Here is a 13,857-nt window from a genome sequence, read left to right as displayed (position 1 = left end):
AATGGCAGACAGTATGAAAGGTTTAAAGCGTACACATTACTGTGGCGAAGTGACCGAAGTTGGCAAGGAAGTCGTTGTAGGCGGCTTTGTTGACAGAATAAGAGATAAAGGCGGCGTTATCTTCATTGTATTAAGAGACAGAACAGGCGTTGTTCAGCTCCTTTTCAATGACGAGACTGACCGTGAGATATTTGATAAGGCAGCTTCATGCAAGAGCGAATACGTTCTTATGGCTAAGGGCGAAGTTCGTGAGCGTGAAAGCAAAAACGATAAGCTAAAAACAGGTAATGTTGAGATATTTGTAAATGACCTCAGAGTACTTGCAAAGGCTCAGACACCTCCTTTTGAGATCGTAAACGAGACAAAGGTAAATGACGAGCTTCGTCTTAAATACCGTTACCTCGACCTCAGACGCGCACCTCTCCAGGAGAATATCATCAAGCGTCATGAGATAGCTAAAGTTACACGTGAGTACTTCTATGAGAAGGGTTTCCTTGAAATAGAGACACCTATGATGATGAAGTCCACACCAGAGGGCGCAAGAGATTATCTTATCCCGTCAAGAGTACATCAGGGCAAATTCTATGCACTTCCACAGTCTCCGCAGATATACAAGCAGCTTCTTATGGTATCAGGCTATGACAGATACATACAGCTTGCTCGCTGCTTCCGTGACGAGGACCTTCGTGCAGACCGTCAGCCTGAGTTCACACAGATAGACCTTGAGATGTCCTTTGTTGACGCGGAGGATATACAGGAGTGCGTTGAAGGATTTATCCAGCGTGTATTCAAGGAAGTTATGGGCGTTGATGTTCCAACTCCGCTTCCAAGACTTACATTTGCTGATGCTATGAACCGTTACGGTTCGGACAAGCCTGATACACGTTTCGGATTTGAGATACAGGATATCACTGATACTGTAAAGGACATAGATTTCGTTGTATTCAAGGGAGCTATCGAGGACGGCGGCACTGTACGTGCTATCAACGTAAAGAACGGTGCAGCAACATATACTCGTAAGGAGATCGACAAGCTTGTTGACCATGCTAAGGGCATTGGCGCAAAGGGACTTGCCTACATTCGCTGGGCAGATGAGCCTAACTGTTCATTCAAAAAGTTCCTTAAAGACGGTGAGCTTGAAAAGATATGCGCAGCAGTTGATGCACACGAGGGAGACCTTGTTCTTATTTGTGCTGATAAGACAAAGACAGTTCTTTCAACACTGGGAGCTATCAGACTTATCTGCGGCAAGAAACTCGATGTTATTCCTGATGATGTTTACAACTTCCTCTGGATAACAGAAATGCCTTTCTTCGAGTATGATGATGAAAATAATACATGGGTAGCAGCACACCACCCATTTACAATGCCTATGGAAGAATGCCTCGGTTATCTTGACACTGATCCTGCTAATGTTCGTGCAAAGGCATGGGATCTGGTACTTAACGGTACTGAGCTTTCAAGCGGTTCAATGCGTATAACTGATTTTGAGCTCCAGCAGAAAATGTTTGAGGCACTTGGCATGACAGATGAAGAGATACAGGCTAAATTCGGTTTCCTTGTTGATGCTTATCGCTATGGCGCACCACCTCACGGCGGAATGGGTATCGGTCTTGACAGACTTGCAATGATAATGTGCAAGGCTGACAGTCTCCGTGATGTAACAGCGTTCCCTAAGGTACAGAATGCGAGCGAGCTCATGTCCGAATGTCCGTCTGCTGTTGATGACGAGAGCCTTGAAGTCCTCGGAATAAGCGTAGTGAAAAAAGAAGATGAGTAATCGTTTTTACGCAGTATGCGGTATTCTCGATATTGACGGCAAGATTCTTTTCGTAAGACATACATATGGTCCTGCAAAGGAACGTATACTTATCCCGGGAGGCTACGTCAAGGAGGGGGAACTTCCCTCTGATGCGGTAAAGCGTGAATTCTTTGAGGAAACAGGCGTTAACGCAGAAGCTCAGTCGGTTTTTGCGGTCCAGTTCCGTTCAGAGCAGTGGATAATAGTATTTCGCCTTAAATATATATCGGGAGAACCTGTTTCGGACGGCTATGAAAACAGTGAAGTATTGCTCCTTACACCTGAGGAAGCTGTAATGAGGAGCGATATCACTAATATGAGCCGTGCGATCCTTAACGCATATATCAAAGATCGTGAAAATACCCTTGAAAAAGGAGATTATAAGTCGATTTCCTTAAAAGCAGGGGAGTATGAGATATTTGGTGTATAAAAATTAATTTAAAATTGAAAAATTTTTATTGACATTTTTATATGTTTGAGGTATAATATTAATTGTCAATGGATATTTGCAAGGGAGCTGTCTGTAGGGAAGGCTCCCTTTCTGTTTATTTTCAGAACTTATTAACATTTTGTCTATTGACTGCCTATATCATTTGTGATATACTAAGGAAGATGAATGACCGACGGTCATTTTTAAAAGGAGGCGTTTTAATGGCATCAGAAGCTGTAAAAAAGATACTTGAAGCTGAGGCGATATCCGACAAGAAAAATGCCGAAGCACGCAGGCAGCGCGATGATATAATCAGTTCTGCCTCGGGCAGTTCTTCACTTGCTATTCAGAAAAAGATCGCAGAAGCTACTTCAGAGGCTGTAAAGATCAGAGAAGGATATAATGAAAAGCTGAAAGAATACGAGAAAAATGCGGAGAGCGAATGTACGAAAAAGATCGGCAGTATAAAGCAGCTTGCTGAGAAAAATATGGAGTCAGCTGTTAATGAAATAATAAGTAGATTTTTCTGAATTTAGCTTTGTGAAAAGGAGAGTGATGTAAAATATGGCGAAGCTCAAAATGAAAAAGATCGAGCTTATTGCTATGCTTACGGACAGTAAAAAGATAATAGAGCTTCTTCAGCGGCGAGGAGTTGTTGAAATATCAAGAAATGATGATGAAGAGCTTGAAAATACGAATGTGACGGCAGTTGTGGGAGAGTTTGATAAATTCCGCAATACTGCTGTTCAGGCACTTGATATCATTGATAATTACGCTCCCGAAAAGGCAAGTATAACAGATATGTTCAGCGGTAAGACCGAGGTCGAAAAGCACGAGTTCGGCCGTGAAGCCATGCAAATGGAAAAGGTAATGAGTGCGGCAAATGAGATAATCAAAAATCAGCGTTTAATTACCGATTCTGCAAACTCTATATCACAGCTTGAAATAAAGTGTGATATGCTGCAAAGATGGCTTCCGCTTGATGTTCCGCTGAATTTCAAGGGAACTGCAACAACTTCGGCGTATATCGGTACTCTTCCGTATCAGATAACGGCAGAGTCACTGGAAGATCAGCTTCCCGATAATTGCAGCGTTGAAGTTGTAAGCGGCTCTAAGGAGCAGACAAATCTTTTTATCCTGTGCAGCAAAAGCTCGTATGATGAAGCAGGAGATGTTCTGAGAAGGCTTGCTTTCGTTTCAGCTTCAGAGCCTGAAAGTCATACTCCATTGGAACTGATATCCATGTATGAGCAGGAGATATCAGACCTTGAAAAGGGTACGGACGAGGCTAAGGAAAACATTGAAAAGCTTGCTGAAAATCGTAAGGAATTGCGTTTTGTCATTGACTATCTCCAGATGCGAAAAGAAAAATACGATGCTCTCAGCGGACTTGGATTTACGGAAAGTACATTTGTACTTACAGGATATATCCCCGAAAAGTACTGTGAGCAGCTTCGTAAAGAAATAGAAGCGAAATACACAGCGTCCATAACTTTCACTGATCCCACAGACGATGACGATGTACCTGTTTTGCTTGAAAACAGCAGTTTCTCATCACCAGTTGAAGGTATCACAAAAATGTATGCACTTCCGGGAAAAGGCGATGTAGACCCGACACCTGTAATGTCGTTCTTCTATTATCTCTTCTTCGGAATGATGCTTTCAGATGCAGGCTACGGACTTTTGATGCTCATTGGAACTACAATAGCATTGAAAAAATTCAAGCTTGAAACAAGTATGAGAAAAACTCTTACTATGTTCCGAAACTGTGGTATATCGACTATTTTCTGGGGCGCACTTTTCGGAAGCTGGTTCGGAGATATAGCGCAGGTCGTTGCAAGGAACTTCTTTGATAAAGAGATAGGCAGTCTTGCTTTATGGTTTGAACCTCTTACGGATCCTGTAAAGCTGCTGCTGGTATCATTCGGACTTGGAATACTTCATCTTTTGCTTGGTGTTGCGGTATCGTTCAAGATGACATGGGATACAGGCAAAAAGCTTGACGCCATATTTGACGCATTGCCAATATATCTCATAGTTATTGGAGTTGCTCCTATAGGCGCAGGAATGTTTATTTCAGTTCCGTCTGCACTTACCAATGCAGGACTCTATATGCTCATAGCAGGTGTTGTGATACTTGTTCTTACAGCAGGAAGAACTTCAAAATCCGTATTCGGCAAGTTCTTCGGCGGTCTGTACGCGCTTTACAATACAGCTACGGGATATCTCGGAGATATTCTTTCATATTCGAGACTTCTTGCTCTCGGACTTGCAACAGGAAGTATCGCAAGCGTTATAAACCTTATCGGTACTATGCCTGAAAACAAGGTATTCAAGCTCATACTTCTTATTATAGTATTTGTTGTGGGACATACCGCAAATCTGGCTATAAATCTGCTCGGCGCATATGTTCATACTGACAGATTACAGTTCGTTGAGCTTTTCAGTAAATTCTACACAGGCGGCGGCAGAGAATTCACACCGCTCACTGTAAATACAAAGTATATAAAATTCAAGGAGGAAAATACAAATGACTAATGGTTTAGTTTTAGCTTTAATCGGAGCTGCTCTTGCAGCACTTCTCGCAGGCATCGGCTCTGCTAAGGGTGTAAGCCTTGTAGGTGAGGCTGCATCAGGTGTCGTATCAGTTGATCCTTCCAAATTCAGCAAGGTGCTTCTTCTCGAGCTCCTTCCTGGTACACAGGGACTTTACGGACTTATCGCAGCAATGTTCATTCTTATCAAGACCAATGTTTTAAGCGGTAATGCTGCTGATCTTACTGTTCAGCAGGGACTTGCATTCCTTGCAGCTTCTCTCCCTATCGCTGTTGTAGGTCTTATCTCAGGTATCATGCAGGGCAGAACTGCTGCCGCAGGTGTAAGCATCACAGCTAAGAAGCCCGATCACAACGGCAAGGCTATCATTATGGCTGCAATGGTAGAAACATATGCTATCCTTGCTCTTCTTATTTCAGTTCTTATGATACTTAACATAGCTGTATAATGGAGGTGGAGATATGTCAGGACTTGACGATATCCTGAACCTCATCGAAGCTCAGCAGAAACAGGCAGAAGACAGTATTATGAAGGCTGCGGCAGACAAGGCTCGCAGAATACAGAACGAGGGCAACGAAAAAGCTCAGAAGGCTTATGAGGAGCACCTCGCTAGATCCAAAGCTCAGGCTGAAAAGGATTTTGAAAATTCATGCGCCTCAGCAGATGCCGCAATGAAGAGAAAAATACTGGCTTGTAAAGTTGAACTTATTGATGAAACTATTGAAAAGACTATAGATAAGCTGAAAAAACTTCCTGATAAGGAATATTTTGATCTTATCCTTAAACTTGCCAAGGGCCATATACAGTCCGATAAGGGCGTTATAGGTCTTGGAAAGGCTGATCTTGCAAGAGTACCAAAGGACTTTGAAAGTGAGCTCAATTCTTTTGCTGCTGAAAAGGGCGGAAGCATACAGCTTTCAAAAGAACCTGCCGACATAGATGACGGATTTATACTCAGCTATGGGCTTATATCTGAAAATTGCAGCTTCAGAGCCATCGTTGAATCGGAAAAAGATGAGATCAGAGATACAGCTGCACGAGTGCTGTTCAGGTAGGTGATAGCATGAACGGAACAAAATACGCAAATGCTGTCGGAGCTGTAAGAGCTATGGAGAACACGCTCCTCGGAAAGAGCGATATGGATCAGCTTATCAACGCAAGAAGCAAGGCAGAGGTCAATTCTATCATTGCTTCTAAAAACGGCGGCGGAGCAAAATCAGAAGATCTTGAAGATGTATGGAATATGCTAAGGGAATATGCTCCTGATTGCAAGGAACTGGAGATACTGCTTTACAGAAACGATTTTCATAATCTTAAAGCTGTATTAAAGGCGATCATTTCAAACAGAGATCCTCAGCAGTACTATATATCACCTTCAAACGTTGAGCTCTCTGTTCTTACAGAAGCCATAAATTCAAAGGAATACGATGCTCTTCCCGAGTATATGCGTGATGCAGCAGCTGAAGCTTACGAGCTCGTAACACGAACACTTGACGGACAGCTTTCCGATTCACTTATTGATACAGCTGCTTTAAAGGCAATGCAGAAAAGTGCGGAAAAGTTCGGCGGAGAGTTTATGCAGCAGTATGCTAAGCTTACAACTGTATGTTCAGATATAAAAACTGCTTACAGATGCTGTCTGCTGAATAAATCCTCACAGTTCATGGAAACGGCTGTATGCGGAAGTGAGGAGCTTGAAAAGAGTGAGCTCATAAAGGCTGCACTCAGCGGTACAGAAGGATTTTTCGGATTTCTTGAGACTACTGATTATGCAAATGCGGCTGCACTTCTTAAAGACTCGGCTGCACAGTATGAAAAGTGGTGCGATGATGTAATTATGGAGCTTGCTGACGGAGCACGTTCGCAGGCTTTCGGCTCAGATCCTCTTGCAGCATATTATATTGCCAAGGAGACAGAGATAAAAAATCTTAGGATCTTATCAGTATGTAAGGAGTTCGGTGCTGATAAGGAAACTATCACGGAAAGGATGAGAAAGCTATATGTATAAAGCAGCAGTTATCGGTGACAGCGCAAGTGTGTCAGGATTTGCAGCTCTTGGGCTTTCGGTATTCCGTGAGACCGAACCTGAAAAAATTACAAAGCTTATTTCAAGGCTTGCAGCCAATGACTTTGCGGTGATCTACATCACAGAGCCTGCCGCTGCACTTGTAAGCGATACAATAAATAAATATCGGAGCAGCAAGCTGCCCTCAATAGTCCTTATACCTGCCATCGAAGGTAATACAGGCGACGGCATGAGAGCTTTGCATGATGCAGTTGAAAAGGCTGTAGGCTCTGATATACTTAATTAGAAAAGAGGCGGATAAGCAGAAATGAACAGCAAAGGTACAGTAGTAAAGATATCAGGACCTCTTGTAGTTGCCGAAGGTATGAGAGATGCTAATATGTTCGACGTTGTTAGAGTTAGTGAAAAGCGTCTTATCGGTGAGATAATAGAAATGCACGGTGATCGTGCTTCCATACAGGTTTATGAGGAAACATCAGGTCTCGGTACAGGTGAGGCAGTTGAATCAACAGGCGAACCTATGAGCGTTGAGCTTGGTCCTGGACTTATCGGAAGTATTTTTGACGGTATCCAGCGTCCACTTGATGATATACGAAAGGTTTGCGGCAATAACATTGCAAGAGGTGTAGAAGTGCCCTCACTTAAACGTGAACCTCTCTGGAAATTCACACCTTCTGTAAAAGCAGGCGATAAGGTGGTCGGTGGAGATATTATCGGTACAGTTCCCGAGACTGATATAGTTCTCCATAAGATAATGGTGCCAAACGGCATTGAAGGTACGATCAAAAAGATATCCGAGGGAGAGTTCCATGCAGATGACACTGTTTGCATCATAGAAACAGAAAAAGGCGAAAAGGAGCTTTCACTTATACAGAAATGGCCTGTAAGACGAGGCAGACCGTATAAGAAGAAGCTTTCACCCGATATGCCACTTGTAACAGGTCAGCGTGTTGTTGACTGCCTTTTCCCTATAGCAAAGGGCGGTGTTGCAGCTATCCCGGGACCTTTCGGAAGCGGTAAAACTGTAACTCAGCATCAGCTTGCAAAATGGGCTGAGGCTGATATCATCGTATATATCGGCTGCGGCGAGCGCGGCAACGAAATGACGGACGTTCTTAACGAATTCCCTGAGCTTATCGACCCACATACGGGAAAATCACTTATGGAAAGAACCGTTCTTATAGCAAATACTTCGGATATGCCTGTTGCAGCCCGTGAGGCTTCTGTATATACAGGTATAACAATTGCAGAATACTACCGTGATATGGGCTATTCAGTAGCTCTTATGGCAGATTCCACATCACGTTGGGCTGAGGCTCTCCGTGAAATGTCAGGACGACTTGAAGAAATGCCGGGCGATGAAGGTTACCCTGCTTACCTCGGAAGCCGTCTTGCTCAGTTCTACGAGCGTGCAGGACGAGTTATCTCAAACGGTACTGACGGCAGGGAAGGAGCACTTTCAGTTATCGGAGCTGTTTCGCCTCCAGGCGGTGATATCTCAGAACCTGTTTCACAGGCTACACTTCGTATAGTAAAGGTTTTCTGGGGACTCGATGCAAACCTTGCATATCAGAGACACTTCCCTGCAATAAACTGGCTCACAAGCTATTCACTTTATGCGGATTCACTGGCTGACTGGTATAATAATAACGTATCAAAGGACTGGATGAAGTCAAGAGCAAGATTTATGTCTATACTCCATGATGAAGCCGAACTCAAGGAAATAGTAAAGCTTATCGGTATGGACGCTCTTTCGTCAAAGGACAGACTTAAAATGGAGACTGCACGTTCTATACGTGAGGACTTCCTCCATCAGCTTGCATTCCATGAAGTTGATACCTATACAAGCCTGAAAAAACAGCTTTACATGATGAAACTCATACTAAATTTCAACGATGAAGCAGCCAATGCAGTCGAAAAGGGTGCAGACATTGAAAGTGTTGCAAACCTTGCAGTAAGAGAAAAGATAGGCCGTTTCAAATATGTTGAAGAAGAAAAAACAGATGCAGAATTTGAAAAGCTCAGTGTGGAGATCTCCTCAGAGCTAAATGACCTGCTCACTAAGGAGGAAGACTGATGCCAAGAGAATACAGAACAATTGAAGAAGCAGCAGGTCCTCTGCTGCTGGTCAAGGACGTTGAGAACGTTACCTATGGTGAGCTTGCTGAAATAAGACTTAAAAACGGCGAAAAAAGACGCTGCCGTGTACTTGAGATAGACGGCACAAATGCTCTTGTACAGCTGTTTGAGAACGCCGCAGGTATAAATCTTCAGGACAGCAGTGTTGTTTTCTCAGGTCATCAGATGGAGCTTGGTGTATCCGAGGATATGCTGGGACGAGTTTTTGACGGACTTGGCAGACCTATAGATGACGGTCCTGAGATAATCCCCGAAATGCGTCTCGATGTTAACGGACTTCCTATGAATCCTGTTGCAAGAAGATATCCTCAGGAGTTTATCCAGACAGGTGTATCTGCTATTGACGGACTCAACACTCTTGTAAGAGGTCAGAAGCTCCCTATTTTCTCTGCCAGCGGACTTCCGCACGCACAGCTTGCTGCTCAGATAGCAAGACAGGCAAAGGTACGCGGAAAAGACGAGCAGTTTGCCGTTGTTTTCGCAGCAATGGGTATTACATTTGAAGAGTCGGAATACTTCGTTCAGAGCTTCAAGAGCACAGGCGCACTTGACAGAACAGTACTGTTCATCAATCTTGCAAACGACTCTGCTATCGAGCGACTTGCTACACCTAAAATGGCACTTACAGCTGCCGAATATCTTGCATTTGAGAAAGGTATGCACGTACTTGTTATCCTTACGGATATCACTAACTATGCCGATGCTCTTCGTGAGGTATCAGCCGCACGTAAGGAAGTTCCGGGAAGACGTGGATATCCTGGTTATATGTATACCGATCTTGCAACTATATATGAACGTGCAGGCCGTCAGAACGGCAAAGAGGGAAGTATCACAATGATACCGATACTCACTATGCCTGAGGACGATAAAACTCACCCTATCCCCGACCTTACAGGATATATCACAGAGGGACAGATAATTCTCTCCCGTGAGCTTTACAGAAAGGGCATAAATCCACCTGTAGATGTTCTTCCGTCACTTTCACGACTCAAGGATAAGGGTATAGGTGAAGGAAAGACACGAGCAGATCATTCCGATACCATGAACCAGCTTTTCTCGGCATATGCGCGAGGAAAAGACGCCAAGGAGCTCATGGTAGTACTTGGTGAAGCTGCTCTTACACCTACAGATCTGCTTTACGCAAAGTTTGCAGATGAATTTGAGAAGAGATATGTTTCTCAGGGCTTTGAAAACAACAGAAGCATTGAGGAGACTCTTTCTATCGGCTGGGAACTGCTTAAACTTCTTCCGAGAAGTGAGCTGCGCAGAATAAGAGAGGAATATCTTGTAAAGTATTATGATACTCAGAAATGAGGTGAGCTGATTGGCAAGACTAAATGTTAATCCCACCCGAATGGAGCTTAGCAAGCTCAAAAAGAAGCTCACTTCCGCACGAAGAGGACATAAGCTCCTTAAAGACAAGAGAGATGAGCTTATGAGGCAGTTTATGAATCTCATAAAGGAGAACCGTAAACTGAGAACTGAGGTCGAAGCTGCAATTTCAGAAGCAAACAGGTATATGGCTGTTGCTGGTTCGGTTATGCAGAGAGAAGTGCTTGAAACAGCTCTTATGCTGCCGAAGCAGGAAGTTGAGCTTGAAGTGACCGAAAAGAACGTAATGAGCGTTTATATCCCAGAATTTCAGACTAAGTTTCGTTCAGGCGATACAAACGACATATACTCATACGGTATGGCTTTCACATCTATCGACCTTGACGGTGCGGTCAGTGCTCTGAACTCTGTTTTGCCTAAGATGATAAGGCTTGCAGAAGTTGAGAAAGCTTGTCAGCTCATGGCTGATGAGATAGAAAAGACTCGTCGCCGTGTTAATGCACTTGAGCATATCATGATACCTGATTATGAGGAAACGATAAAGTATATCACCATGAAGCTTTCAGAGAATGAAAGAAGTACTACTACATCACTTATGAAAGTTAAAGACATGGTGCTTAAAGACAGTCATAAATATCATTAAAACAGGAGCGGTCAAACCGCTCCTTTCTTTATTATTAGTGTTGCTATTCATAGAAAAATGTGATATAATATAATTTAAGCTTTGAAAAAAGGGGGCGTGAAAATGGCTGATACAAAAGAGATACTTAACATTGTTCTGAATGACGAAAAGCTTTTGAAAAGCCGTGCATTCCGTGACAGAGTATATTCCGATGAACCGATAATTCGTCCCGCTTCACAGCTCATAAAGCCGCAGACACCCCCACAGATAAAGGAAATGAAAGGCATTGCCTTTACTCCCGAAGCGTATTGGAAAACATCTGCATGGCTGTTTTATACACAGGGAAAGTTTATGGAAAATTATGAAGATGATTTTTCGTATAATGAGGACTTTATCAAGTACTACCCTTGTTACCGTGATATGACTACAGAGCAGCTGAGAGGCTATTTTTCGTGGAGAACCGATGTCAGAAAAGGCAATATACATAAAGCCCCTTTACCCTATGTTTTTATTTATCTCTATGAGCTTTTAAACTGTATCGGAGCTGAAACGCCTGCTGAATGTTTTGATAAATTAAGCTGCTTTTGCAAAGAATACGTTAAAATTGATGATACTATAGAAAAGTACACAGATACATGGCTCATTGACTTTATTGTATATTACGACCTTGATCCGTCACTTGCAGATGCTATTGATGATATAAAGCATGATAAGGCTATTTTGACGCTTATCCGCTGGGAGGAACATTCAGAAGCCGAGATATTTGACGCAATAGATAAGCTTTCGTCTTATCAGCTGAAGAAATCACTTTATTACATCTCGGAAAGTGAAGATCTCAGAGAAGTACTGGTAAGATGCTTCATAAGGCTGTCGGAGTTTTTCAGAGATAAAAGAAAAAAATCCCTGTGCGAAAAGCTCTTTGGCAATACTGTAGAGTGTATGTATCATATGTTTTCGTCTGCTATTTTCTATGATAAGCAGACATTCAGAAACTGTGAATACAAGCTTAATGAAATTCATTCGTTTTCATGCAGTAATGGTAAGTGGTCGTGCAGAAAATATTACGGAAACCGAGGAAGAAACGGTCATCTCGGAGATATCGTAAAAGCAGTTGACAGCCTTATGCGTGATGAGATAGATTTTAAGTATAAAATAAGTTTTGACGGTATCTCAAAAAATACCGAGAAAATACTAAGATCAGAGATAGAACAGTTTTTTGAAGAAAAAAGACGCAAAGAGTCTATGAAGATTGAGATAGACCTTTCAAAGCTGAGCAGTATAAGAATTTCAGCGGACAAAATAAGAGAAAAGCTTATTGTGGAAGAAGAAACAGATACAGAAACAGAGGAAGTTTCGGTACAGGATAATGTATCGGAAACTGCAAATGATATGGTTCTGGACAAAGCTGAATATGCATTTATATGTGCTTTGCTTTATGACGGAGATCATAAAAAAGCTGCTGCCGAAAGCGGAAAAATGGTCTCTATCCTTGCTGACTCCATAAATGAGAAGCTGTTTGACGATTTCGGTGATACAGTAATTGAGTTTTCGGAAGATAAGCCTATAATAATTGATGATTATACAGAAGAGTTGAAAAAAATGTTTTCCATGCCGTAAAGGAGAAAGAATATGAAAATACCCAAACGAATCGCATCGGCGGTGATAAATTCCCTTAAAGGCGGTGTAGTGCCGCGTACAGGACTGCCGTATATAACAGTAGGCAGAGAAACAGAGATAAATGCTCTTCTGCACGATGTTGATATCATATCTGACGGAGGCGCGTCCTTTCGTTTTATCGTCGGAAAATACGGAAGCGGTAAAAGCTTTCTTTTGCAGACCATAAGAAGTCACGTCATGGACAGGAACTTTGTCGTAGTTGATGCAGACCTTTCACCTGAGCGCAGATTGCAGGGAACAAAAGGACAGGGACTTGCAACATATAAAGAGCTTATAAGAAATATGTCCACCAAGACAAGACCTGACGGCGGTGCGCTTACTCTGATACTTGACCGCTGGATAAGCAGTGTGCAGTCCCAGGTGATATCGGAGAGTGATATATCTGATAATTCGCCTGAGTTTGATAAAGCTGTAGAAAAGAAGATATACGAAGTAATAAACACTCTCAGTGAAATGGTGCATGGTTTTGACTTTTCAAAGCTTCTTACCATATATTATCATGCGTCCAGAGAGGGAAATGACGAACAAAAAGCCAAGGTCGTAAAGTGGTTCAGAGGAGAATACGTCAATAAGACTGAGGCAAAGTCGGAGCTTGGCATCAATATAATCATAACTGATGATGACTGGTACGAGTACATAAAGCTCTTTGCGATGTTCCTGAAAATGGCAGGTTATAACGGACTTCTCGTGCTTGTTGACGAGCTTGTAAATATATACAAGATACCTAATTCCATAACGCGCCAGTATAATTACGAAAAGATACTTACGATGTATAATGATACATTGCAGGGAAAAGCTAAGTATATCGGCATAATTATGGGAGGAACTCCTCAGTGTATCGAGGATACCCGACGCGGAGTATACAGCTACGAAGCACTTCGTTCAAGACTTGCAGACGGACGTTTCGGACGTGAAGGCATAAAGGATATGCTTGCTCCCGTTATACATCTTACTCCTCTGACTTATGAGGAAATGCTCGTCCTTACTGAAAAACTTGCTGATATCCATGCTCAGCTCTTTGATTATCAGCAGAAGATAACCCAGGAAGATATGATATGCTTTATAAAGCTGGAATTCGGCAGGATAGGCTCGGACAGCCATATAACGCCGAGAGAAGTTATCCGTGATTTTATAGAGCTCCTTGATATCATTTATCAAAATCCGAATATAAACATAAGCGAATTCATCTCATCGGAGTCGATAAGCTATTCAAAGCCTGCTATAGAGGAAAATGCAGCAGAAGAAGATGAATTTGCGGAATTTGAGATTTAACA

13 protein-coding genes are annotated in these 13,857 nt (G+C 42.6%); all 13 read left to right on the top strand.

Annotated features, from left to right (window positions below):
- The first annotated feature begins 1 nt into the window (after position 1).
- The 13 genes from aspS to BLW60_RS00610 all read left to right on the top strand — a co-directional run bounded on the left by aspS (position 2) and on the right by BLW60_RS00610 (position 13,855).
- Entirely contained in the window at positions 2-1,780 is a 1,779-nt protein-coding gene (aspS, locus tag BLW60_RS00670; protein WP_074713991.1) for an aspartate--tRNA ligase, read from the top strand.
- A complete protein-coding gene (locus BLW60_RS00665) occupies positions 1,773-2,231 on the top strand; it encodes an NUDIX domain-containing protein (RefSeq protein ID WP_074713990.1) in 459 nt (152 codons plus the stop codon). Before aspS ends, BLW60_RS00665 begins: the two co-directional genes overlap by 8 nt.
- Positions 2,232-2,452: 221 nt before the next feature.
- Entirely contained in the window at positions 2,453-2,761 is a 309-nt protein-coding gene (locus tag BLW60_RS00660; RefSeq protein WP_081348063.1) for a hypothetical protein, read from the top strand.
- 34 nt (positions 2,762-2,795) lie between these two features.
- On the top strand, positions 2,796-4,769 hold the full coding sequence (locus tag BLW60_RS00655; RefSeq protein ID WP_074713988.1) for a V-type ATP synthase subunit I: 1,974 nt from the start codon (positions 2,796-2,798) through the stop codon (positions 4,767-4,769).
- Entirely contained in the window at positions 4,762-5,235 is a 474-nt protein-coding gene (locus tag BLW60_RS00650) for a V-type ATP synthase subunit K (RefSeq protein ID WP_028516623.1), read from the top strand. Before BLW60_RS00655 ends, BLW60_RS00650 begins: the two co-directional genes overlap by 8 nt.
- A 13-nt stretch (positions 5,236-5,248) precedes the next feature.
- Positions 5,249-5,842, top strand: a complete 594-nt coding sequence (locus tag BLW60_RS00645) for a V-type ATP synthase subunit E (protein WP_074713987.1) — start codon at positions 5,249-5,251, stop codon at positions 5,840-5,842.
- A gap of 8 nt (positions 5,843-5,850) precedes the next feature.
- A complete protein-coding gene (locus BLW60_RS00640) occupies positions 5,851-6,795 on the top strand; it encodes a V-type ATPase subunit (RefSeq protein WP_074713986.1) in 945 nt (314 codons plus the stop codon).
- Positions 6,788-7,099 (top strand): V-type ATP synthase subunit F, encoded by a 312-nt coding sequence (locus BLW60_RS00635; RefSeq protein WP_074713985.1) that lies wholly within the window; start codon positions 6,788-6,790, stop codon positions 7,097-7,099. Before BLW60_RS00640 ends, BLW60_RS00635 begins: the two co-directional genes overlap by 8 nt.
- Positions 7,100-7,120: 21 nt before the next feature.
- Positions 7,121-8,890 (top strand): V-type ATP synthase subunit A, encoded by a 1,770-nt coding sequence (locus tag BLW60_RS00630; protein WP_074713984.1) that lies wholly within the window; start codon positions 7,121-7,123, stop codon positions 8,888-8,890.
- Positions 8,890-10,266 carry a V-type ATP synthase subunit B gene (locus BLW60_RS00625; protein WP_074713983.1) on the top strand — a complete coding sequence of 459 codons (1,377 nt, stop codon included), beginning with the start codon at positions 8,890-8,892 and terminating at the stop codon, positions 10,264-10,266. The genes BLW60_RS00630 and BLW60_RS00625 overlap by 1 nt, the downstream gene beginning before the upstream one ends.
- Positions 10,267-10,276: 10 nt before the next feature.
- Complete coding sequence (locus tag BLW60_RS00620) at positions 10,277-10,927, top strand: V-type ATP synthase subunit D (protein ID WP_074713982.1); 651 nt, start codon at positions 10,277-10,279, stop codon at positions 10,925-10,927.
- Between the two features lie 102 nt (positions 10,928-11,029).
- The gene (locus tag BLW60_RS00615; RefSeq protein ID WP_074713981.1) at positions 11,030-12,523 is read left to right on the top strand and encodes a TerB N-terminal domain-containing protein; all 1,494 of its coding nucleotides are present in this window, start codon (positions 11,030-11,032) and stop codon (positions 12,521-12,523) included.
- 12 nt (positions 12,524-12,535) lie between these two features.
- Positions 12,536-13,855, top strand: a complete 1,320-nt coding sequence (locus BLW60_RS00610; protein WP_074713980.1) for an ATP-binding protein — start codon at positions 12,536-12,538, stop codon at positions 13,853-13,855.
- Positions 13,856-13,857 lie beyond the last annotated feature (2 nt).

It is taken from the genome of Ruminococcus flavefaciens (assembly GCF_900108555.1).
Classification (GTDB): Bacteria; Bacillota; Clostridia; order Oscillospirales; family Ruminococcaceae; genus Ruminococcus; species Ruminococcus flavefaciens_P.
This window is presented reverse-complemented; position numbering and strand designations above follow the sequence as displayed.

What these genes read in the sequence shown, in the direction of transcription:
- BLW60_RS00630 (WP_074713984.1), top strand. Translation starts at nt 7,121, where the DNA reads ATGAACAGCAAAGGTACAGTAGTAAAGATATCAGGACCTCTTGTAGTT.
- BLW60_RS00645 (WP_074713987.1), top strand. Translation starts at nt 5,249, where the DNA reads ATGTCAGGACTTGACGATATCCTGAACCTCATCGAAGCTCAGCAGAAA.
- BLW60_RS00610 (WP_074713980.1), top strand. Translation starts at nt 12,536, where the DNA reads ATGAAAATACCCAAACGAATCGCATCGGCGGTGATAAATTCCCTTAAA.
- BLW60_RS00625 (WP_074713983.1), top strand. Translation starts at nt 8,890, where the DNA reads ATGCCAAGAGAATACAGAACAATTGAAGAAGCAGCAGGTCCTCTGCTG.
- BLW60_RS00655 (WP_074713988.1), top strand. Translation starts at nt 2,796, where the DNA reads ATGGCGAAGCTCAAAATGAAAAAGATCGAGCTTATTGCTATGCTTACG.
- BLW60_RS00665 (WP_074713990.1), top strand. Translation starts at nt 1,773, where the DNA reads ATGAGTAATCGTTTTTACGCAGTATGCGGTATTCTCGATATTGACGGC.
- BLW60_RS00635 (WP_074713985.1), top strand. Translation starts at nt 6,788, where the DNA reads ATGTATAAAGCAGCAGTTATCGGTGACAGCGCAAGTGTGTCAGGATTT.
- BLW60_RS00660 (WP_081348063.1), top strand. Translation starts at nt 2,453, where the DNA reads ATGGCATCAGAAGCTGTAAAAAAGATACTTGAAGCTGAGGCGATATCC.
- aspS (WP_074713991.1), top strand. Translation starts at nt 2, where the DNA reads ATGGCAGACAGTATGAAAGGTTTAAAGCGTACACATTACTGTGGCGAA.
- BLW60_RS00650 (WP_028516623.1), top strand. Translation starts at nt 4,762, where the DNA reads ATGACTAATGGTTTAGTTTTAGCTTTAATCGGAGCTGCTCTTGCAGCA.
- BLW60_RS00615 (WP_074713981.1), top strand. Translation starts at nt 11,030, where the DNA reads ATGGCTGATACAAAAGAGATACTTAACATTGTTCTGAATGACGAAAAG.
- BLW60_RS00640 (WP_074713986.1), top strand. Translation starts at nt 5,851, where the DNA reads ATGAACGGAACAAAATACGCAAATGCTGTCGGAGCTGTAAGAGCTATG.